Annotated in this window: 19 protein-coding genes; 2 read left to right on the top strand and 17 right to left on the bottom strand. The window is 64.9% G+C overall.

The window, feature by feature from the left end; translation table 11 throughout:
- Positions 1-50: 50 nt before the first annotated feature.
- The 10 genes from serA to CO675_RS41010 form a co-directional block, all read right to left on the bottom strand.
- On the bottom strand, positions 51-1,640 hold the full coding sequence (gene serA / locus CO675_RS17525) for a phosphoglycerate dehydrogenase (RefSeq protein WP_097673152.1): 1,590 nt from the start codon (positions 1,638-1,640) through the stop codon (positions 51-53).
- Between the two features lie 150 nt (positions 1,641-1,790).
- Positions 1,791-2,963, bottom strand: a complete 1,173-nt coding sequence (locus CO675_RS17520) for a phosphoserine transaminase (RefSeq protein WP_097673151.1) — start codon at positions 2,961-2,963, stop codon at positions 1,791-1,793.
- 78 nt (positions 2,964-3,041) lie between these two features.
- Positions 3,042-3,254 (bottom strand): hypothetical protein, encoded by a 213-nt coding sequence (locus CO675_RS17515; RefSeq protein ID WP_097673150.1) that lies wholly within the window; start codon positions 3,252-3,254, stop codon positions 3,042-3,044.
- A 162-nt stretch (positions 3,255-3,416) separates the two neighbouring features.
- Positions 3,417-3,887 carry a GNAT family N-acetyltransferase gene (locus tag CO675_RS17510; RefSeq protein WP_097673149.1) on the bottom strand — a complete coding sequence of 157 codons (471 nt, stop codon included), beginning with the start codon at positions 3,885-3,887 and terminating at the stop codon, positions 3,417-3,419.
- Between the two features lie 18 nt (positions 3,888-3,905).
- Complete coding sequence (locus tag CO675_RS17505) at positions 3,906-4,496, bottom strand: glutathione S-transferase family protein (protein ID WP_097673148.1); 591 nt, start codon at positions 4,494-4,496, stop codon at positions 3,906-3,908.
- Between the two features lie 71 nt (positions 4,497-4,567).
- Positions 4,568-5,419 carry an outer membrane protein gene (locus CO675_RS17500; protein WP_097673147.1) on the bottom strand — a complete coding sequence of 284 codons (852 nt, stop codon included), beginning with the start codon at positions 5,417-5,419 and terminating at the stop codon, positions 4,568-4,570.
- A 191-nt stretch (positions 5,420-5,610) separates the two neighbouring features.
- Positions 5,611-6,462 carry an outer membrane protein gene (locus CO675_RS17495; RefSeq protein WP_198964639.1) on the bottom strand — a complete coding sequence of 284 codons (852 nt, stop codon included), beginning with the start codon at positions 6,460-6,462 and terminating at the stop codon, positions 5,611-5,613.
- 301 nt (positions 6,463-6,763) lie between these two features.
- Positions 6,764-8,014 carry an MFS transporter gene (locus CO675_RS17490; protein ID WP_198964638.1) on the bottom strand — a complete coding sequence of 417 codons (1,251 nt, stop codon included), beginning with the start codon at positions 8,012-8,014 and terminating at the stop codon, positions 6,764-6,766.
- A gap of 260 nt (positions 8,015-8,274) precedes the next feature.
- Entirely contained in the window at positions 8,275-9,621 is a 1,347-nt protein-coding gene (gene glmM / locus CO675_RS17485) for a phosphoglucosamine mutase (RefSeq protein WP_092117402.1), read from the bottom strand.
- A gap of 217 nt (positions 9,622-9,838) precedes the next feature.
- A complete protein-coding gene (locus tag CO675_RS41010; RefSeq protein WP_173640907.1) occupies positions 9,839-10,012 on the bottom strand; it encodes a hypothetical protein in 174 nt (57 codons plus the stop codon).
- A 123-nt stretch (positions 10,013-10,135) separates the two neighbouring features.
- Here CO675_RS41010 and CO675_RS17475 point away from each other — a divergent pair, with 123 nt between their 5' ends.
- Positions 10,136-11,272 carry an alpha-hydroxy acid oxidase gene (locus CO675_RS17475; RefSeq protein ID WP_097673143.1) on the top strand — a complete coding sequence of 379 codons (1,137 nt, stop codon included), beginning with the start codon at positions 10,136-10,138 and terminating at the stop codon, positions 11,270-11,272.
- Between the two features lie 75 nt (positions 11,273-11,347).
- On the opposite strand, the gene CO675_RS17470 is transcribed toward CO675_RS17475, so the two are convergent.
- The 6 genes from CO675_RS17470 to CO675_RS17445 form a co-directional block, all read right to left on the bottom strand.
- A complete protein-coding gene (locus CO675_RS17470; RefSeq protein WP_097673142.1) occupies positions 11,348-11,956 on the bottom strand; it encodes a single stranded DNA-binding domain-containing protein in 609 nt (202 codons plus the stop codon).
- Positions 11,957-12,205: 249 nt separating this feature from the next.
- Positions 12,206-12,784, bottom strand: a complete 579-nt coding sequence (locus CO675_RS17465) for a hypothetical protein (RefSeq protein WP_198964652.1) — start codon at positions 12,782-12,784, stop codon at positions 12,206-12,208.
- A 115-nt stretch (positions 12,785-12,899) separates the two neighbouring features.
- On the bottom strand, positions 12,900-13,766 hold the full coding sequence (locus CO675_RS17460) for a shikimate dehydrogenase (protein ID WP_097673140.1): 867 nt from the start codon (positions 13,764-13,766) through the stop codon (positions 12,900-12,902).
- Positions 13,767-13,797: 31 nt separating this feature from the next.
- Positions 13,798-14,439, bottom strand: coding sequence for a YoaK family protein (locus CO675_RS17455; RefSeq protein WP_097673139.1), 642 nt, complete (start codon positions 14,437-14,439; stop codon positions 13,798-13,800).
- 95 nt (positions 14,440-14,534) lie between these two features.
- Positions 14,535-16,583 (bottom strand): elongation factor G, encoded by a 2,049-nt coding sequence (locus CO675_RS17450; RefSeq protein WP_097673138.1) that lies wholly within the window; start codon positions 16,581-16,583, stop codon positions 14,535-14,537.
- 170 nt (positions 16,584-16,753) lie between these two features.
- On the bottom strand, positions 16,754-17,659 hold the full coding sequence (locus tag CO675_RS17445; RefSeq protein WP_097673137.1) for a LysR substrate-binding domain-containing protein: 906 nt from the start codon (positions 17,657-17,659) through the stop codon (positions 16,754-16,756).
- A 124-nt stretch (positions 17,660-17,783) separates the two neighbouring features.
- Between CO675_RS17445 and CO675_RS17440 the strand changes: the two genes are divergently transcribed.
- The gene (locus tag CO675_RS17440) at positions 17,784-18,713 is read left to right on the top strand and encodes an alpha/beta fold hydrolase (RefSeq protein ID WP_097673136.1); all 930 of its coding nucleotides are present in this window, start codon (positions 17,784-17,786) and stop codon (positions 18,711-18,713) included.
- On the opposite strand, the gene CO675_RS17435 is transcribed toward CO675_RS17440, so the two are convergent.
- Complete coding sequence (locus CO675_RS17435; RefSeq protein WP_097673135.1) at positions 18,710-19,192, bottom strand: DUF992 domain-containing protein; 483 nt, start codon at positions 19,190-19,192, stop codon at positions 18,710-18,712. The two genes, CO675_RS17440 and CO675_RS17435, sit on opposite strands and share 4 nt — an antisense overlap.
- Positions 19,193-19,384: the final 192 nt, after the last annotated feature.

The following is a 19,384-nucleotide window of genomic DNA, read 5'->3' as shown; positions in this document are numbered from 1 at the left end:
CGGGCGATGACGAGAGCCACTCAAACAGCGTTTAAAACGTCAGCGCCTTCTCAAAAGGTCAGCGCCTTGGCCTGCTTCACCTGCGGCAGCGACTGCACCTTGCCAAGCAGATCCGCCGGCACCGCACCGTCGACCTCGACCAGCGCAATGGCGTCGCCGCCCTGCTTGACGCGGCCGAGATGGAAGGTCGCGATGTTGATTTTCGCATCACCCAAGAGGCTCGCGAACGCGCCGATGAAGCCCGGCTTGTCCTCGTTGGTGACGTAGATCATCGACTTGCCGAACTCGGCGTCGACGCGGATGCCCTTGATGTCGACGAGGCGCGGCTTGCCGTCGGCATAGACGGTGCCGGACACCGAACGCTCCTGCCGCTCGGTGGCGACGGTGACGGTGATCAGGCTTTCATAGTCGCTCTGCGCGGCGCGGACGACCTCGTCCACCACCATGCCGCGCTCCTTGGCGACGACCGGCGCCGACACCACGTTGACCTCCCCCAGCATCGGCCGCAGCAGGCCGGACAGCACCGCCGAGGTGATCGCCTTGATCTTCATCTCGGCGACGTGGCCCTCATAGGTGATCGTGGTCTTGAGAATGCCGCTCTCGGTGAGCTGGCCGGCGAACGAGCCGAGCTTCTCGGCAAGCTCGATGAACGGCTTCAGCTTCGGCGCCTCTTCCGCCGTGATCGAGGGGAAGTTGACCGCGTTGGAGATCGCGCCCGACAGCAGATAGTCCGACATCTGCTCGGCGACCTGCAGCGCGACGTTCTCCTGCGCTTCGGTGGTGGAGGCGCCGAGATGCGGGGTGCAGATCACGTTGGGATGACCGAACAGCACGTTCGAGGTCGCCGGCTCCTCGACGAACACGTCGAAGGCGGCGCCGGCGACATGCTTGGAATTCAGCGCGTCGACCAGCGCCTGCTCGTCAACCAGGCCGCCGCGCGCGCAGTTGATGATGCGCACGCCCTTCTTCATCTTGGCGATCGCAGCCGCGTCGATCACGTTGCGGGTCTTCTCGGTCAACGGCGTGTGCAGCGTGATGAAATCGGCGCGCTTGAGCAGGTCGTCGAGCTCGACCTTCTCGACACCGATGTCCTTGGCGCGTTCCGGCGACAGGAACGGATCGAACGCGATCACCTTCATGCGCAGGCCGAGCGCGCGGTCGGCGACGATCGAGCCGATATTGCCGCAGCCGATCACCCCGAGCGTCTTGGCGGTGATCTCGACGCCCATGAAGCGGTTCTTCTCCCACTTGCCGGCCTGGGTCGAGGCGTCGGCCTGCGGAATCTCGCGCGCCAGCGCCAGCATCAGGGTGATGGCGTGCTCGGCGGTCGTGATCGAATTGCCGAACGGCGTGTTCATCACGATGATGCCTTTGGCGGTCGCGGCCGGAATCTCGACATTGTCGACGCCGATGCCGGCGCGGCCGATCACCTTCAGCCTGGTCGCCTTCTCGATAATCTTGGCGGTCGCCTTGGTGGCCGAGCGGATCGCAAGGCCGTCATAGTTGCCAATGATCTCGGCGAGCTTGTCCTTGTCCTTGCCGAGGTTGGGCTGGAAGTCGACCTCGACGCCGCGATCCTTGAAGATCTGCACGGCGGCGGGAGACAGCGCGTCGGAAATCAGAACCTTGGGTTTTGTCATCGGAATGATCCGTTGCTGAACGATGCGTTTGAATACACGAGGGCCGCGGGCGCGAAGCATGCGCGGTCACTTTGCACGATGGATGGCCGGGTCATCCAGCGAAGACGCGCTTCGCGCTTTGGCCCGGCCATGACAAGATCGATGACTTGCTTATGCCGCCTTGGGCAATGCTGCCTTGGTTTCGGCGAAGGCCCAGTCGATCCACTGCGTCAGCAGTTCGACGTCCTTGGCCTCGACGGTGGCGCCGCACCAGATCCGCAGGCCCGCCGGCGCATCGCGGTAGTACGCGAAGTCGAAGCCGGCGTTCTCCTTCTCCACCAGCGCGACCAGCTTCTTGCAGAAGTCGGCCTGGGCGTCGGCGGGAAGCGAGGTGATCGCGGGATCGGTGAACTTCAGGCACACCGATGTGTTGGAGCGGATCGCGGGATCCCTGGCCAGGAAGTCGATCCACGGCGTCCGCGCCTTCCAGTCGGCGAGCGCCTTGGTGTTGGCGTCGGCGCGCCCGATCAGCGCCTTCAGGCCGCCGATCGACTTCGCCCAGTTCAGCGCGTCGAGATAATCCTCGACGCAAAGCATCGACGGCGTGTTGATGGTTTCGCCTTCGAAGATACCCTGGTTGAGCTTGCCGCCCTTGGTGAGGCGGAAGATCTTCGGCAGCGGCCAGGCCGGCTTGTAGGTCTCGAGCCGTTCCACCGCGCGTGGCGACAGGATCAGCATGCCGTGCGCGGCTTCGCCGCCGAGCGCCTTCTGCCAGGAGAAGGTGACGACGTCGAGCTTGGCGAAATCGAGCGGCTGCGCGAAGGCGGCCGAGGTCGCGTCGCAGATCGTGAGGCCTTCACGGGTCGCGCTGATCCAGTCGGCGTTCGGCACGCGCACGCCGGAAGTGGTGCCGTTCCAGGTGAACACGACGTCGGAGCTCTGGTCGACCTTGGCAAGATCGGGGATTTCACCGTAAGCCGCGTTCAGCTTGGTGACGTCCTTCAGCTTCAATTCCTTGACGATGTCGCTGACCCAGCCCTCGCCGAAGGATTCCCAGGCGAGCGTGGTGACGGGCCGCGCACCGAGCAGCGACCACAGCGCCATCTCGACCGCGCCGGTGTCCGACGCCGGCACGATGCCGATCTTGTAGTCCGCAGGCACCTCGAGCACTTCGCGCGTCAGTTCGATCGCGAGCTTGAGCTTGGCCTTGCCGACCTTCGCACGATGCGAGCGGCCGAGCGCGGCGTCCCTGAGATTGTTGGGGTTCCAGCCGGGGCGCTTGGCGCAGGGGCCGGAGGAGAAATGCGGCACATTGGGCCGCGAAGCGGGCTTCGCTGCAGTCATAATCTACCCTTCCAGATAGCTGCCTCTCGGTGGGGAGAGGTTTCCCGCCGTCGGAAATAGTGGAAGGGCCCCAAAACGTCAAGGAAGTTCCGACTTTTCCGGAACGACCGGGAGATCACGGCTGATTGATGGGGCGTCCGCGACCTGCTGCATCGTCTCCTGATCGAGCAGATCTGCCGCGAGAGTCATGATCTTAACTGCCTTGCGCCGGCTCGATATTTTCAAAATGCTCTTATCGCCGGCCTGCACGATGTACTCGTTGCCGACCCGCACGATCGAATAATCCGACATTCCAATCCCCAGTCGCCGCCGCCCCGTGGGAGACGCCCGGCATACCGGACTCGTTCCGACCCGTAAATTCACGGAGGCCGGCTTAGTTTATTGGCTGTTAACCGGATCACGCAGCAACGGCTACCGCAGGCGTTGCCGTGCGTGCGGCACAACTCCCGCAGGTCAGAAGCGCAGCGTCATGCCGACATGGCTGCGCGCGAATCCGAGGCGCTCATAGAAGCGCTGCGCATCGACGCGGGTGTGATGCGTCAGCAACTCGACGAGCGTGCAGCCTTGCGCGCGCGCCTCCGCGACCGCCCACTGCACGAGCAGCTCGCCGATGCCGCGGCTGCGGCAGTGTGTTGCGACACGGACGTCCTCGAGCAGGCCGCGCGAAGAGCCCTGCGAGCTGATCCCCGGCAGCACCGCAAGCTGCAGGCAGCCGACGACGGCGCCCTCCCCGTCGACAGCGACGACAAGCTGCAGGTTCGGATCGCGCTCGACCCGCGCGAAGGCATCGTAATAGCTTTGCGGCAGCGGATCCGCGATCCGCTCGCGCGTGCTGCCGAGCGGATCGTCCGCCAGCATGCCGACGATGGCGGCGACATCCTCGCGGCGGGCGCGGCGGATCGTGATCGATGAAGCTTCAGTCATGGCGTCATTCACTTGGGATCAGCGGACCGGCGGCAGCGCGAGCACATGCTCGGCGTCGACGATCCAGCGGCGGATCATCGGATAGCGTTCGAGCGCGAGGCCGCCATCCTCCGCAACGCGCGTATAGGCAAGCAGCGAGACGTCGGCGAGCGAGAACGCATCGCCGACCAGGAATTTCGTACCCGCAAGATGCCGCTCCAGCTGGTCGAGCGCCCCGTAGCCGCGCTTGATGAGGTTCGGATCGATCTCCGACACGGGCTTGCCGAGATATACGGCCTGAAAGCGGCAGACGGCGACATAGGGCTCGTGGCTGTTCTGCTCCCAGAACATCCAGGCATCCATCTGCGCCGCGCGATAGGGATCGCCGGGGATCAGATTGCTGCCACGCGCGAGGTAGCGAATAATGGCGTTGGATTGCGCGAGCGTGCGGCCGTCATCCAGTTCGACCGTCGGCACCTGGCCCCAGCCGTTCAGCTTGAGGAATTCCGCCGTCCGGCTGCCGCCCTTCATGGTGTCGATCTCGACCCATGTATACGGCAGCGCCAACTTGTCGCACACCCATTTCACCTTCAGGCAATTGCCTGAATTGGCGTCGCCGTGGATTTTCATCCGATGTCGCTCCGCTTGCGGAGCAACATCGGATCAGCCGCACACTGCGGTGTCAAGCAACGCAACTCGCGTCAGAACTTGTAGCCGATGGCGGCGCGCACGCTGTTCTGCGTGACCGACGTATTCTTGACCGGTGCGAACTTGACGTATTCCCACTCGCCGCGCAGGAAAACACAATTCCACAACATGTATTCCAGGCCGAGACCAGCGGTCCAGCCGGCAACGTAGGCGTCCGTCTTCGCATCCGTCGCGGTTTGGGAAAACTGCGGCAGAGCAAAGGTGGTCGAACTTCCGTCAGCAAAGTTGATCGTTCGGTTCACGGAGCTTGTGACCGTGCGCGAAACATCCATCCTGCCGACTGCGAGGCCGCCGAAGGCGTAGGGCAGGAAGTCACCGGTCGCCCAACCCGCGCGGCCGCGGAATGTCATCTCGTCCTTGAGTTTCAGCGAGGCGCTTCCGTTCAACGTCACGCCGTCTGCGGCAGTGGCGCCGACCGGCAGGACCAGGGCTGGCTGAGCGATTTGAATCGGACCCAAACTTCCGGAGGTCGTTGTCGTCAGGCCGGACCAGTAAGTATAGTTTGCTTCAACACCCAACACGACGTCGTCAAACTGATAGTTGCGTCCGACAAACGCTCCGAAGCCCGAGCTTTGCGCATTGACCCGGCCCAGCAAATTGAATTGCGACGTCGGCGCCTGTAGCGTGGTGTTGCGGAAGATAGAATTGGTCAGGGAAGCAACGCTGCCCCCGAAGTCGGTGTTGATCCATGTCTGGCCAACCTGACCGCCGGCATACCAGCCGTCCCAGTTTCTGGTCGGCGCATTGGAGGCGGGCAGACTGCCGCGAAGGAAATCCGGCATGTCGGCCGCCTGTGCGCCGGTCACCGCCCCGAACATCATCGCCACCAGCAAGAACCTACGCATTGCAACGCTCCATCCCACTCACCGAATGCGCGTTGATCATCGCCTGTTAACCTTAACCAATCGTTGTCGCCGGCGGCTTTCGACCACTCAAGTTGCAGAGCTCGCGACATGACGCGGCAAAGAAAAACGGCGCGGGATGATCCTGCGCCGTTTCAATCGTTAACCGTGAAGGCTCGAAATTAACCCTCAAACTAGCCCTTGCGGATCAGCGGGGGCGGCGGCGGCGGGGGCAGCACGTCGCAGCAGGGCAACGCGAAGCGTACGCCGAGCTTCACATCCTGCGAGGTCATGTCGCGATACTGGAAGCTCGAGGGACCGGTCGGCGTGCCGTCGAAGAAGTGACCCTGGCCGTGGCCGGCGGTGCCCATGTCGAGATAGCGATAGGCCAGTTCAACCGTGAAGTTGTTGGTGACCTTGTAGGCGACACCGGCATGCAGCGCCCAGGCGAAGTTGGTCTTGGTGGCGCCGTCGGCGATGAAGGAACTGGTCAGGCCGGACCCGCTCGGGAACGTGGCGACGTCGGAGAAGGCCGAGGTCTTGATCACCGCGGCACCGACACCGGCACCGATGAACGGGGTCAAGCAACCCCAGGTGCCGAGATCGGCGTAGATGTTCGCGAGACCGACCCAGCTCTGGACACCGCCATGATAGGTGTCGCCCAGGGAACTCGGCCCGGGGAACGTGAAGAAGTCGGTGCCGTTGAAGCTCACCTTGGAGCGATACTCACCGGTGATGTCGGCGCGGAACCAGCTGTTGAACTGATAACCAACGCCGACGCCGAACAGCATGCCGCTGTCGAAGCCGGTGCCGAACTGGTTGAACGCGGTGCCGGCCGGCAGCGTGTCGTAGGCATTGGCGTGCAGCTTGGCCTGGGTGTTGGTCATGCCGATGTCGCCGCGCAGATACCAGCCGCCGAAATCCTGGACCGGCGGCGGAGCATACGCCATCGGGGGCGGCGGCATGATCGGCATGTCGGCAGCGAACGCCGCCGAGGACAACAGGGATGCCGCTCCAGCGGCGATCAGGGTCTTTACGCTACGCATTGGCTTCGTCCTTTTGGCCCAAGTGAGGCGACACGAAAGGCCCCACGTCTGAAACTCACGGGCGGACGATGGCAGCAAATGTTTAAGCGGCACTTAACCCTAATTTTTAAGGTTGATTTTCTCTCACCTTTTGCCGTGGCTGTTGCTTATGGGTCCATAAAAGCGCGGGTGCGGCGGCGAAAGATGGCGATCTCGCCACAGGTGCTAATGAAGCGTTGACGCAAGCGCGCGGTTTGCAGCGCACGCAAGCGCCGAGTGTTAGCGAATGCTTAATGAAGGGCGGCGCCCCCGCCGCGCACGTTCAGCGAACGGCCCTCGGCATCTTCGGCAGGAACACCGCGAGCAGGCCGATCGCCGGCAGGAATGCGCACAGCTGATAGACAAAGGCGATCGAGGTGTGGTCCGCGAGCTTGCCAAGCACCGCGGCGCCGAGACCGCCGATGCCGAAGGCGACGCCGAAGAACACGCCTGAGATCATGCCGAAGCGATGCGGCATCAATTCCTGCGCGAACACGATGATCGCCGATGTCGCCGACGAGATGATCAGGCCGATCACGACCGTCAGCACGGCGCTTGTGAACAGGCCCGCATACGGCAGCGCCAGCGTGAACGGCAGCGCGCCGAGGATCGAGAACCAGATCACGTATTTGCGGCCCAAGCGGTCGCCGAGCGGCCCGCCGATGAACGCGCCGGCGGCGTTCGCGGCAAGGAAGATGAACAGATAGAGCTGCGCCGCCTGCGTCGAGACGCCGAACCGGTCGATCAGATAGAAGATGTAATAACTCGACAGGCTCGAGACATAGAGCTGCTTGGAGAACAGCAGCGCGACCAGCACGACGAGCGCGGTCATCACGCGCCGCCGATCCGGATGGTCGGGATGCCGCGCGATCGTGAGCGCCTTCTTGCCTGCGATCTGCGGCTTGTACCAGACGCCGATGCGCCAGAGGATCACGATGGCAAGGAACGCGATCGAGGAGAACCAGGCGATCGATGGCTGGCCGAACGGCACCACGATCAGCGCGGCGAGCACCGGTCCCATCGAGGTGCCAAAACTTCCGCCGAGCTGGAACACCGATTGCGCGAAACCGTAACGTCCGCCGGACGCCAGCCGCGCGATGCGCGAGGATTCCGGGTGGAACACCGCGGAGCCAAGACCGACCAGCGACGCCGCGATCAGGATCATTCCGTAAGAGTGCGCGACGCTGAGCAACAGCAGCCCGAAGAAGGTGAAACCCATGCCGGTCGCAAGCGAGAATGGTTGCGCCTTCTTGTCGGTGAAATGCCCGACCAGCGGCTGCAGCAGCGAGGCCGTGAACTGGAACGCCAGCGTGATCATGCCGATCTGCGCGAAGTCGAGCGCGTAATTGTCCTTCAGGATCGGATAGACCGACGCGATCAGCGACTGCATCGTGTCGTTGAGGAAATGCGAGAAGCTGATGCCGGCGAGCACGACATAGGCCGGCCCCGCAGCGGCGGCCGCCTGCGCGGCGGTCAACTCCGGCACCGGCACCGGTTTGCCCAGCGCCTGTTCGTTCACGACGGGCTTGTTCAATGCAGCATTCCCGGCAGGATTCGCAAAACTACCTCCGTCTCGTACGACGCGGAGGTGAGGCAAACCAGTTGCATTAGCTAATGGCAGCGATGCGCTGTGGGGCGACGATTGAGCTTAGGCCCCGTCATCCTGAGGAGCCTGCGCAGCAGGCGTCTCGAAGGATGAATCGGCCACCAGCCGGGCCGTGCATCCTTCGAGACTCGCTACGCGAGCACCTCAGGATGACGGAACGGCAGACAGGCTTTGGAGAATCAGCGGCCTTACGCCGCTGCGGCGTGGCCGAGTGCGCTGACGATGTTGTCGACGACCTCTTCGACCAGGATGCGATCGTCACCCTCGCCCATCACGCGGATCACCGGCTCGGTGCCGGAGGGACGGATCAGCAGACGGCCATGGCCGTTGAGGCGCTTCTCGCCGTCGGTGATCGCGGACTTGACCTCGGCGTCGTCGAGCGGCTTGCCGCTGCGATAGCGCACGTTCTTCAGGATCTGCGGCAAAGGATCGAACCGCCGGCAGATCTCCGACACCGGACGGCGCAGCTTCTGCACCACGGCCAGCACCTGCAACGCAGCGACGAAGCCATCGCCGGTGGTCGAATAGTCCGACATGATGATGTGGCCGGACGGCTCGCCGCCGAGATTGTAGCCGCCGCTGAGCATCTGCTCGAGCACATAGCGGTCGCCGACCGGGGTCCGGACCATCGAGATCCCGTGGCCCTGCAGGAAGCGCTCCAGCCCGAGATTGGACATCACGGTCGTGACGATGCCGGGTTTGGCGAGACGCCCCTCTTCCTTCCAGCTCTGCGCGATCACCGCGAGCAGCTGGTCGCCGTCGACGATGTGGCCGCGCTCGTCGACCAGGATGACGCGATCGGCGTCGCCATCGAGCGCGATGCCGATGTCGGCGCGCATCTCGCGCACCTTCCGCGACAGCGCTTCCGGCGAGGTCGAGCCGCATTCCTTGTTGATGTTGAAGCCGTCGGGTTCGACCCCGATCGGCACCACGTCGGCGCCGAGTTCCCACAGCGCTTCCGGCACCACCTTGTAGGCGGCGCCATTGGCGCAATCGACCACGACGCGCAGGCCGTCGAGCGAGAGGTCGCGTGGCAAGGTGCGCTTGGCGAATTCGATGTAGCGGTCGTGGACGCCGTCGATGCGGCGGGCGCGGCCGAGGCTCGCGCTCTGCGCCAGGCGGCGGTCGAGTGATTCGTCGAGCAGCTGCTCGATCTGCTTCTCGACATCGTCGGAGAGCTTGAAGCCCTGCGGGCCGAACAGCTTGATGCCGTTGTCTTCGAAAAGATTGTGCGACGCCGAGATCATGACGCCGAGATCGGCGCGCATCGACTTGGTCAGCATCGCGATCGCCGGCGTCGGCATCGGGCCGACCAGCAGCACGTCCATGCCGACCGAGGTGAAGCCTGCGACCATGGCGTATTCGATCATGTAGCCGGACAGCCGCGTGTCCTTGCCGATCACGACGCGATGGCGATGGTCGCCACGCTGAAACACCAACCCTGCGGCCTGCCCCACCTTGAGCGCGAGCTCCGGCGTGATCAGCCCATTGGCGCGGCCCCGAATTCCATCGGTCCCGAAATATTTGCGGCTCATGATACCCCCAACACGGACCTCTCGAACCACCCGGCGAGAGAGTCCTGAACGCCTACCAGTGTAGCGTGCATCGGCCTTATAGACTGCCAGGCGCTAAAATGACTTCAAAAAATATGATGAATCATTACCGCGGCCGAACCGCGTCTTTCGGCATTAAGGTGCTGAAAAATATAACATTATGGCCGTCCAGGCAATCCCCGGGAACGGCTGCTGTCCCCTACCTCTTGCCGCCTCGCTTGACGTGCTGGTCGCCCTTGCTGGGGGCCGGCTGGGTGACATTGACGGGGTCGGAACCGGGAAACGTCTCCTCCAGGCCCTCTTCGAGGGCCTCGTCGAGCCGGCGCTTTTCGGCGTTGTCGTCTGGTTTCGGCTTGGAGCCTGATTGCGTCATCGTGCTCTCCCATCCGTCTTCAGATTTGGCGGGCCATCCAACCATGCTAGATGACGGCAAGACCGAACACCCGCAAGACGTCTCCATCGAACTTGCGACCAAGAAGAAGGGCCGGGAACGTCCATGAAGCACATTACCTGCATCGAAGATCTGCGCCAGCTGCACAAGCGCAGGGTGCCGAAGGCGTTTTTCGATTATGCGGACCGCGGCTCCTACACCGAGGATACGCTGCGCGCCAACTCCGAGGACCTGCAGCAGATCAAGTTCCGCCAGCGCATCCTGGTCGATGTGTCCAAGCGCAGCCTGGCGACCACGATCCTGGGCGAGCCGGCCGCGATGCCGCTGATCCTGGCGCCGGTCGGCCTGCTCGGCATGCAGCATGGCGACGGCGAGATCTACGCCTGCCGTGCGGCGCAAGCGGCCGGTATCCCCTTCACCCAGAGCACGATGTCGATCTGCTCGATCGAGGACATCGCAGCCAGCGTCGACAAGCCGTTCTGGTTCCAGCTCTACGTCATGAAGGACCGCGGCTTCATCAAGTCGCTGATCGAGCGCGCGATCGCGGCAAAATGCTCGGCACTGGTGCTGACCGTCGACCTGCAGGTGATCGGCCAGCGTCACCAGGACATCAAGAACGGCATGACGGTGCCGCCTGAGTGGTCGCTGTCGAAGCTGATCGACTTCGCGACCAAGCCCGCCTGGGTGTCGGGCGTGCTGCAAGGCAAGCGCCGCACCTTCGGCAACATCGCAGGCCACGTCAAAGGCATGGACGACATCGTCAAGCTGTCCGAGTGGACCGCGTCACAGTTCGATACCACGCTGAACTGGAAGGACATCGACTGGATCCGCAGCATCTGGCCGGGCAAGCTGATCCTTAAAGGGATTCTCGACGTCGAGGACGCCGAGCTCGCCGCCAAGACCGGCGCGCAGGCGATCGTGGTTTCCAACCATGGCGGCCGCCAGCTGGACGGCGCGCCGTCTTCGATCGAGGTGCTGCCGGAGATCGTCGACGAGGTCGGCTCGAAGCTCGAGATCATGTTCGACGGCGGCATCCGCACCGGCATGGACATCATGCGCGCGCTGGCACTCGGCGCGAAGTCCTGCATGATCGGCCGCGCCTACGCCTACGGCCTCGGCGCCGGCGGCCAGGAGGGCGTCGCAAAGGCGCTCGACATCCTGGGCAAGGAGCTCACCACCACGATGGGGCTGTGCGGCGTCAACACCATCGCCGAAATCGACGACAAGGTGCTGGCGGTTTAGCCATCGGCGCTTGTTTAGCCGTCGTCCCGGCGAAGGCCGGGACGACGTGTTGAGAGAGCGTCGCCTAGTCTAGCCTCACATCGGCGGTGCGATGCCGTCGCGGCCGACGTTGACGCGGTTGGCTTCCAGCGTGCCGTCGTCCTTCTTCACCGCGCCGAAGATGATGATCTTGGCGCCCGGCTTCAGCTCCGCCTTGTCGCCGGAGACGAAGGTGACGACCGGGGTATCCGGCGGCACCACGACCTTCTTCTCACCGTCCTTGTACTTCACCAGGATGTTCTGGCCGTCGGTGCCCTTCACCGTCTCGGCGACGGTGGCGTTGGTCATGGTCGAGTTGGCGCGCAGATCCCAAGGACGGAAGCCTTCGGCGGCGCCGCGCTGGTTTTCCGGGAAGATGTGAACCGCGATCGCCTTCTGGGTTCCGTCCGGCTCGGGCATCGCAGTGACGCCGATATAGGAACCGGCCTTGATCTCCGACAGATCGGTCTTGGCGACGCCGAACACCGCGACGTTGTCGGTGGTGCGCACCTTCATGTCGGCGCCGTCGCGCGACTTGATCGACAACATCGCGCCGTCGACGGCCTCGATGGTGCCGCGGATGCGCACCATCGGCGGCTGCTGGGCGGATGCGACTGAGGTGAAGGCAACAAGAAGCAATGCGGCGAACAGCGTCGATTTCGGCATGGTGTCCCTCGTGGGTTTGGCTGGCGAATCAGGGAACACCGTGGAGTTGAAGGTATTCCGTGCGGCTACCTCCCTTTCGCGGGAGATGGCACGCACGACAGCTACGAGCCGGATGGGGACGCCGTTACTGCGGTAACGGACAGGTGATGTGCTCGAGCGCTCCGCGGCCCGGGGGCCCGAATATTCTTCGTCGTCCCGCGCAAGCGAAGCACGAGGCCGAGACGACACGTTGAGAGGCTGCCGTTCGCGTCACATCGGCGGCGTAAGCCCGTCGCGGCCGACGCTGACACGGTCGGTCTCAAACGAGCCGTCCGGCAGCTTCTTCATGAAGGCGATGACCTTGGCGCCGGCCTTCAGGTCCGCCTTGTCGCCGGGAACATAGGTCACGACAGGCGTATCGGGCGTGACCTGCACCTTCTTCTCGCCGTCCTTGTACTTGACCAGCAGCGTATGACCATCATTGCCGACGACGGATTCCGCGACGGTGGCGTTGGTCATGCTGCTGTTGGGCTTCAGATCATACGGCCGCGAACCTTCGCCGGTGCCGCGCATGTTTTCCGGGAAGACATGCACCTCGACCGCCTTCGGCACGCCGTCGGGCCCCGGCACCGTGGTCGTACCGATGAAGGAACCGACCTTGATGTCGGCCAGGCCGATCTTGGTGAGGCCGAGCACCACCATATTGCCCGCCATGTGCAGCTTGACGCCCTCGCCGCTGCGCGACTTCACCGCCAGCGTATCGCCATCGACGCTCTCGACGATTCCGCGCACCCGCGTCGGAGTCGGCGGCTGCTGCGCAAGCGCATAGAGCGTGGACGCCGTCACCATCGCGAGCGCAATGAACGGACGAATGACATTGGAACGGCTGGCAAGCATGGAGATCTCCGGGAGGGAACGCGGGGGACTAACACGAGACACCGCTCCGGAGACGCTATTCCGGGCCTCAAGTCTTTGTGAGATCGGCTTCGACAAGCGCGCGCAATTCGGCCGTGACCTGCGGGCGCTGGCCGAACCACAATTCGAAACCGCGCACCGCCTGGTGCAACAACATGCCGAGCCCGTCGGCGGTCTTCAGCCCCCGCGCCTGCGCCGCCGCAAGCAACGGCGTCACCAGCGGCACATAGACAATGTCGGAAACAACCGCACTCTGCGGCAACAACCCCACATCGATCTCCAGCGCCGGCTGCCCATGCATGCCGAGCGACGTCGTGTTCACCAGCAGACCTGCGCGCGGCAGCAGCTCGCCGACGGTGTCCCACGTCGCGGGATGAATGCGCGCGCCGAACTGCTCAGCCAGCGCGCGGGCACGGTCGATGGTGCGGTTGACCAGATGCACGCGCGCAATCCCGCGCTCGATCAGGCCGAACACCACCGCACGCGCCGCACCGCCGGCCCCGAGCACCAGCACATCCTCCGTCTTGTCCCAGCCGGGCGCGCAGGCGTCGAGATTGTTGATGAAGCCTTCGACATCGGTGTTGGTCGAACGCAGCTCGCCATCGGCGAACCACAGCGTATTGGCGGCGCCGACGGCACGGGCGCGCGCATCCGGCGCCGACAGCGCCAGCGCGCGCTCCTTGTGCGGAAGGGTGACGTTGGCACCAACGAAGCCGCGCAGCGACAGGCGGAACAGGAAGTCCTTGAAATCCTCCGGCGGCACCGCTTCGATCACATAGCCGCCCTCGATACCGAGCGTGCGCAGCCAGTAATGATGGATCAGCGGCGAGCGGGAATGCGCCGCCGGCCAGCCGATCAGGCACGCGGCGCGCGTCTTACCTTGGGTGTTGCCTTGAGTGTCGCCTTGGGATGTCATGGCTGTGACATCGGCCAAGGCAGGCGCGCTGTCAATCCGTCCGCTTCGCGGTTGCGGCAACCAGCGCGCTGAGGGCGAACGCGGTGGCGGCGGCAAACCAGATCGCGCCGAGATTGATCCAGCGGTAGGCCGATGCGCCGCCGAGCGCGCCCGCGACCAGCGCCGCCCACAGCAATACGTTGGGCAGCCAGGCCCAGGGCGCACCGCCGGTCAGCGCGGCGGCGATCAGCTGCCCCGCCTTGACCAGCGCTCCGGTGACATAGGTCAGGCCGAGCCCGGCCCCGCCTTCGAGCTGGAACACCGCGTTCTCGAGCCCCATCGCCAGCACGATGGCGGCGACCGCCGCGTTCTGCAGGCCATACGCATAAGCCAGTACTGCTGATGTCAGCAGCAGTCCCTCGACGAGCAGGATCAACGGCTGGCGGTGTGGGATGCGGCTGAGCACGACCAGACTGCCGGCCGCAGCACCGGCGACGAACAGCACGATCAACTGCAGCGCTTCCAGGGCGTGCTGCCAATGCCCCTCGGCCAAGGTCACGCCGAGCCGCGTCGAGTTGCCGCTCATGAAGGACACGAACAGCCCGCCGAGATGCAGATAGCCGATGCCGTCGACATAGCCGGCCAGCGCGCTGAGCGCGCAGGCCAGCGCCAGGTTGCGGCGGGATTCAAGCATGATGTCGTTGCGCCCCCATCAGGGACGCAAGCTAGCGGCCTCCGGCCGTCCTGCCAACGATCACGCCCGCACGGGGCGTGATCGCGGCAGCAGTCTCACGCCGCGTCGCGATGCGCGGCAATGATCTGGTCGGCGGCGCGGCCGGTCACTTCGGCCATGCGGTCGAACTGGCGAGTGAAGGTGCCGGCGCCGGCGGTGGCGGAGCGCAGCTCGACGATGAGGTCGCCGATCTCGGACTCCGGCATCGTGGCACGGACGCAGTCCCAGCCGCTCCAGCCCTCGCGGGTGTCGAAGCCGAGGATCTGGCCGCGGCGCGCCGACAGGATCGCATTGATCTTGGCAGTCGCATCGGTTGGACAGACGATCTCGACCATGTGGATCGGTTCCAGCAGCACCGGCTGGCACTGCGGCAGCGCCTCGCTGACGCCGACCCGCGCCGCGGTGCGGAACGCAAGGTCGGACGAATCGACACTGTGATAGGAGCCGTCGGTCAGCGTGACGTCGACGTCGATCACAGGGAAGCCGAGCGGACCACGCGTGAGCGCGTCGACCACGCCCTCCTCCACCGCGCCGATATAGTTGCGCGGCACCGCGCCGCCGACCACCTTCTCGTGGAATTCGAATCCAGAGCCGCGCGGCTTCGGCTTGATGTCGAGCACGACGTCACCGAACTGGCCGTGGCCGCCGGACTGCTTCTTGTGCCGGCCGCGCTGGGTCACCGCCTTGCGGATGGTCTCCTGATAGCCGATCGCCGGCGGATGCGATTTGACGTTGACGCCATAGCGGTCCTTCAACCGCTCCTGCGCGACGCGCAGATGCATCTCGCCCTGCCCCCACAGCACGGTGTCGTGGGTGCGCGGGTTCTGGATCATCGTCAGCGACGGATCCTCCTCGTTCAGCCGCAGCAGCGCCTGACCGAGCTTGACGTCGTCCTTGCGGTCGGTCGCGGCGATCGAGATCGACAGCACCGCCGCGACGGGCTCGACCTTGACCAGCGAGGCCGGGGCGGTCTTGCCGCTCGAGACCGTATCGCCGGTCTTGATCGCATCGAGCTTGCCGAGCGCGACCGCGTCGCCGGTCTCGGCCTGCGGCCGCTTGCTGTCATGCGTACCCGAGACCGCGAGGATGCCGGAGACGCGCCCGCTCTCGCCGCTTGAGGATTGCAGCGTCGCGCCGTCGTCCAGCCGGCCTGCGAGCACACGCGCCAGCGACAGCTTGCCGCCGTGCTGCAGATGCACGGTCTTGAACACATAGGCCAGCGCGTCCTTCTGGTCCTTGATGCCGAGCCGCGCGGCGGTCTCAGTGACGCCGGGCGCCTCGTGGCGCAGTGCCTTCATCAGGCGGAGCACGCCGTTCTCGCGGCTCGCCGCACCAAGCAGCACCGGACAGATCAACCCCTCGCGCAGTTCGCGCGCAAGATCGTCGAACACCGCATCACGCGGCGGCTGGATATCCTCCAGCAACTGCTCCATCAGCGCATCGTCGTGATCGGCGAGCTTCTCCAGCATCGAGAAGCGCGCTTCCTTCTCGCGATCGAGGTTGCCGCCCTCCAGCGCCATCACCTCCGACGGCTTGTGCTCGCGATAGACGAAGGCGCGCTCCAGCGCGAGATCGACGAAGCCTTCGATCAGATCGCCGTTCCAGATCGGGATCTGGCGCAGCACCAGCGGCACGCGCGACGCCGGCTGCAGCGTCGCAAGCGTCTCGCGGACGCGCTTGTTGGCGCGGTCGATCTTGTTCAGGAACAGAAAACGGGGAATCCCGAGCTCCTCGAGCTCGCGCAGGATGATCTGCAGCTGCGGCAGCTTCTTCTCGTCAGCCTCGCAGACCACGACCGCGGCATCGACCGCCGGCAACGCGGCACGCATGTCGTGCGCGAACTCGATCGAGCCGGGGCAATCGATAAAGGTGTAGGTGTCCCCCATAAAGCTGGTGGTGGCGGCGGTCAGGCCTACGCCCATCTTGTGTTGGCGTGCCTCGGGGCTGGCATCGCCGACGGAGGTTCCGGCATCGACGCTGCCGGCAGTCTTGATGGCGCCAGTGCGCGCCAGGATCGCTTCCAGAAGTGTGGTTTTACCGCTTTGGAAAGGGCCCACCAATGCGATGCACCGTGGACCTCGGGGACTTCTGACGTCTTGTCCCATTGCCGCCTCCTCGTGTTGGAGCTCGGCCCATGATTGGGTCGGCGACCGTTTATGCTCTGCCTGCGTTTGACATTTGGCAAGCGGGAAAACGTCGCTGCGGTGCGGCGTCGCGGAAGTTTGCGATGGCGCAGCCGCGCGCCGTCGTTCGCCGGACGCGTGCGTCCGATGCGTCAGTTCCTTAACGACGCAATCTCGCGCCAGCGCTGCGCGATGTCGAGCAGGCGCTGCACGGTGGGTGACACGTCTTCCTCGCGCCACGCAATCGTGAGCGGAGCCGTCACCACCGGCGCGGCAAGCGAAACGTAAGCCACGCCGCGACCGGTTTGCGCGCGCGCCGCGGCTTCAGGTATGAGCGACACGCCGACACCGGCGGCGATCAGGCCGATCGCGGTTTGCAGATGCAGAACTTCCTGCGCGAGCCGCGGCGTGAAGCCGGCGGCTTGGCAGGCCGCGACGATCAGGCCGGTGACCGAAGGCTCCGGCTGCGCTGGATAGAGTACGAAAGCATCGTCGGACAGTTCAGCGAGCACAATGTCGCCGCGCGCCGCCAGCGGATGCGCGCACGGCAGCGCCGCGACATAGGGCTCATCGAGGATCAGGCGCTGCGCGAGCCCCGCTTCGGCGAGCAGCGCCGGGCGTGCGAAGCCGACGCCGATCCGGCGCCGCCGCAATGCCTCGGCGATTTCCGCCGCCAGCATCTCGTCGAGCACGAGTTCGACATCGGGACAGGCATCGCGATAGGCGCCGATGATATCGGGCAGGCCGGCAAACATCGCGGAGCCGACGAATCCGATTGCGAGCTTGCCGGCCTGACCGCGCCCGACGCGCCGCGTGTCGGCAACCGCGCTCTCGAAACCTGCGAGCAGCGCGCGTGCCCGTACAAGAAACAGCTCGCCGGCCTCGGTGAGCCTGACGGGACGGCTATTCCGCTGCAGCAGCGTGACGCCGAGTTCGTCCTCGAGCTGACGGATCTGCTGGCTCAGCGGCGGCTGCGCGATATGCAGCCGTTCGGCCGCACGGGTGAAATTCAATTCCTCGCCGAGCGCCACGAAATATCTGAGGTGTCGCAATTCCATGCCGGCGATATAGCACAGCGGCCGGCGCCGGCAGCAATACGCAATAGCTCTGCTAGCGTATCGAACGGGTATTGGACCGGACGCGCGAACGCGGACAGCCTGCGGCAAACCACAGGAGGTCGCCATGACGGCACTGGAGAAAGCTTTCGCGGACGCAGCCGCGGCCGGCATCACGCAGCAGAAGATCGGGATCGGCGGCCTGTCCGTCAACGTCGCGCGATTCGGCAAGGGTCCGCCGCTGCTCCTGCTGCACGGCTGGCCGGAGTTCTGGTTGGTGTGGCGTCCTTTGATGCTGCGGCTCGGCGACAGTTTTGAGCTGATCGCGCCGGACCTGCGCGGCTGCGGCGACACCGGCAAGCCGGCGCCGGGACCTGACGCGTCCGCGACCGCGGAGCGCCACGCGCTGGATATGTTCGCGCTCATGGACGCGCTCGGTCATATCAGCTTCGGTGTGATCGGCGGCGATCTCGGCGCCTATGTCATGCAGGCGATGTCGCATCGCGAGCCGCAGCGGCTGCGAGGGACGCTCTATCTCTGCACGCCCTATCCCGGCCTCGGCCGGCGCTACGGCGAGCCCGGTCATCTGATCGAGGTCTGGTATCAATACTTCCAGCAGCTGCCATGGGCTGCGCAACTGGTCGGAAGCTCGCGCGAGTCATGCCGGCTCTACTTCCGCCATTTCCTCGACCATTGGTCGGGCGACGATCCGGCCGTGTTCGGCGATCTGTTAGAGGCCTATGTCGATAACTTCATGAAGCCGGGCAACATCCAGGGCGGCTTCGACTGGTATCTCTCGTCCGCGCCCAATCGCCGGCTCTGGCTGGAAGGCAGGCTGCCGGCGCAGCCGCGCATCGAAATCCCCTCGCGTTTTCTCTGGGGCCGCCGTGATCCGTTGATCGCACCGGAATGGTCGGACCGGTTGGGGGACTACTGGCGCGAACCTTCGATCAGGTTCGTCGACACCGGGCATTACGTTCACGCCGAGGCGCCCGGGATCGTTGCCGAAGAAGCCCGCGGCTTCTTCGGCGGATTGGAGAACGCTGCGCGCAACTAACGCCCCGGACGCAGCTCCAGGCTTTCGAGGCCGGCGGCGATGTTGACGCCGACCTGGCCCTGCACGCTGAGCGGCTGCAGGGCGATCGTGTTGTCGGAGCCACCGACCAGCACATTGCCGCCGACGCCGACGCCGAGCGTCGCGCTGCCCTGCGCGCCGGCATAGTTGCCGGAGAGCGCGCCCGGCCCGAGCCGCTCCACCGGTGCGTAGACGCCCCAGGCCAGCGCCGATTCCTGGGTGATGCCGAGATCGATGCCGACCTTCTGGATGGTCGCGATGTAGCGATCCTCAGGCAGGCCATTGGCGCGCAGCACGCAACCGAGATGGGTCACGGAGCCGACGATGAAGCCGACGCTGGCGCCACCACGGCATTCCAGCACGCCGACCTGTACGCGCTGGCTCGGCTGTTGGGCGTCGGCGCCAACGATTGCGGTCAGCGTGGCGATGGCGGCACCGGCGAGGAGAGTGAAGCGACGCATGATGGGGAGTCTCCGGCTGAGAGGCATGACGCGAGCAGAGAACGGAACGGCGCCGTGTCTGCGGCGCCTTGCGCATCCTATGCCACAACATCGGATGCACAGCCAGAATTTGCGGTGCTCGACCACCGATTGTTGCGGGATGTGGCGGCATTGCTCGTTCATTCGATGGTCGTGCAACCGACAGCAAACAAC

This window comes from Bradyrhizobium sp. C9 (assembly GCF_002532045.1).
Taxonomy (GTDB): domain Bacteria; phylum Pseudomonadota; class Alphaproteobacteria; order Rhizobiales; family Xanthobacteraceae; genus Bradyrhizobium.
Note: the sequence above shows the minus strand (reverse complement) of the source record. Positions and strands in the feature narration are given on the sequence as shown.